2 protein-coding genes are annotated in these 2,296 nt (G+C 67.3%); both read left to right on the top strand.

The genetic code is table 11. From position 1 onward, the window contains the following. The first annotated feature begins 244 nt into the window (after positions 1-244). On the top strand, positions 245-1,813 hold the full coding sequence (locus KDH09_17845; GenBank protein MCB0221566.1) for a tetratricopeptide repeat protein: 1,569 nt from the start codon (positions 245-247) through the stop codon (positions 1,811-1,813). A gap of 134 nt (positions 1,814-1,947) precedes the next feature. After that, positions 1,948-2,296 (top strand): DUF4282 domain-containing protein (locus tag KDH09_17840; GenBank protein ID MCB0221565.1); only part of this gene is annotated, 349 nt, incomplete at its 3' end.

Raw genomic sequence — 2,296 nt, 5'->3', positions numbered from 1 at the left:
GCCCGTCCGCCTGGCGCTGGCGGTTTTCATCTTCGAGGTGCGCGGCCACTCGGGCGCTGGACGTGCCCAGGGAGCGGGACTTGCCTAGGTCATTCGCGACGCGCTAGCACATGAGGAACACTACCGCCTGTTCTCGACCCGCGACGCGCTCGAGGCGCGCCACCCTCCCGGCGGCGCCCCCCAGAGCATCGACCAGGCGGCCCGGGCGCTCGGCGCCGACCTCTATGTCCACGGCGTAATCGAAGTGATCGCGGGCGCCTCGCGCGTCATCGTGATGGCCGGGAAGCTCCAGAACGGACAGCCCGTCCCCATCGGAACGCCAAGCACCATTCGCGCGGGTTTCGATTCCGACGCGGCCGTTGGCGGCAGCGTCGGCGAAGTCCTGCGCGCGGCGCTCGCCGCGCTGGAGATTCCGCTCGGCGATTCGCTCAAGAAGCGCCTGGGCGATTACCTCTCCCCCACGCGAAAGGCCGCGGCCTGGACTCTCTGGTGCGAGGGCGTCGCCGCCGCGCAGAGCGGGCGCTCGAAAGACCTTGCAATCGCAACGCAGAAACTCGACGCCGCGGTGGAGGAAGATCCCTTCTTCCCGCTGGCCTATCTCAAGCTCGCCGAATACTGGGCCGAGGTCGCGCAGCTCCGCGCGCTCGCCGGCGGCGCGTCCGAGGCGGCCTGGGGCGCGGTCTATGCCAACGCCCGCAAGGTCGCCAACCTGCGCCCCGACGCGGGGGATCCGCAGTGGCGCCTGGCACTGGGTTATTCAGCGGGCCCGCGCACCGACAGGGAAAAGATGAGCGAGGCGATGGCGCTGGCCGAGCAGCGCCTGCCCGGTGAGCCCGCCACCTGGCATACGAAGTGGGTCGTCGGCGGACGCGACCCGGCCGATCCGGCCCTCCAGCGCGCGATGGCGCTCGATCCCCACCCCGCGCGCTACAACATCGAACTGGCCGCCGAACTCTCCCGCCGCGCCAAGCTCACCGAGGCCGAGGCGCAGATCGAGAAGGCGCTCACGCTTGCGCCCCACTCGGCGATGCTCTCCACCGTGCGCGGCGATACCGCCATGCGCCGGGCAAAGAGCGCGCAGGCACGCGAGTTCTACGAGCAGGCCCTCGAATACGATCCCGGCTTCGTCGCGGCGCTGGTGCGGCTGGCCGAGCTCGACGCCCGCGAGAAGCGGCCAACCGAGTCCTTCAACAACTATCTCAAGGTGGTGGAGGCCGACCCCACCCACCCGGCGGCCCATTACCGGCTGGCCTATCACTACCAGCGCACCGGCCGCATGAGCGAGGCGATCCACCACTACCAGCAGGCGCTGCTGGGGATGCCGACCAACGTGGGGCTCTATGTGAACCTGGCGCAGGCCTACCAGGCCGCGGGTTTTCTCGACCAGACGGTGCGCCACTACCAGCTCGCCCTCGAAATCGATCCGACCAACCTGCAGGCCCAGCTCGAACTGAGCGCGCTTTACTATCAGGCGGGTGATCTCACCACGGCCATCGCGCTCCTTGAAAAAGCCGCCGCGGGGCACCCCGATTCGGCCGAGGCCCACTTCCACCTGGCCGCGGCGCTGGCGACCCAGCGCCAGTACGAGCAGGCGATTCCCCACTACCGCCGGGCCATCGAGATCCAGCCCGAGAACGCGGGCGCCCACCACAACCTGGGGCTCATCCTGCTCCAGCAGGGCGATACCGCGGGCGCAAAGCAGCATCTGGGCCGCGCCTGCAAGCTCGGCCAGAGAGAGGCCTGTCAGGCGCTCCAATCCTACGAGCAATACACCGCTCCCCGTCCGGGCGCTCCCGGTGTCGGCGGCCAGTAGGGACAGCTGCCGCGCCTTTCCATTTCTTTACTGGCGCCGCTGGGCCATGGCGTCTATCTTGGGGACGCACTGAATAATCTGTTCATTGGGGGCGCGAGAGTCGTTTTGCGCCCGTGCCGGGAAAGGGGACAACCATGAGTCTCGAACACAAGGGTTTCTTTGCATCACTGTTCGATATGACCTTTACGGAGTTCATTACCGAACGGATCATCCGCGTTCTTTACGCGCTGGCCATTCTGGGGGCCGCGGGCTTCGGCCTCTTCCCCGCGATTGCGGGATTTCAGTTCAGCTTCCTCGCCGGAGTGAGCGGCCTGGTTCTCTGGCCGATCCTCTTTTTGATCTACGTCATCATGGCCCGCGTCGCGCTGGAGACGGTCATCGTGCTCTTCCGCATTGCCGACAACACCTCCGAGTCCGAGCGCATCCTCGAGCGCGACTACAAGAAGCAGGTCAGCGCCGAGGAAAAGGCCGAGAAGGAAAAAG

This window comes from Chrysiogenia bacterium, from assembly GCA_020434085.1.
Taxonomy (GTDB): domain Bacteria; phylum JAGRBM01; class JAGRBM01; order JAGRBM01; family JAGRBM01; genus JAGRBM01.
The sequence above is the reverse complement of the archived record's forward strand: the minus strand, read 5'-3'. Positions and strand labels throughout refer to the sequence as shown.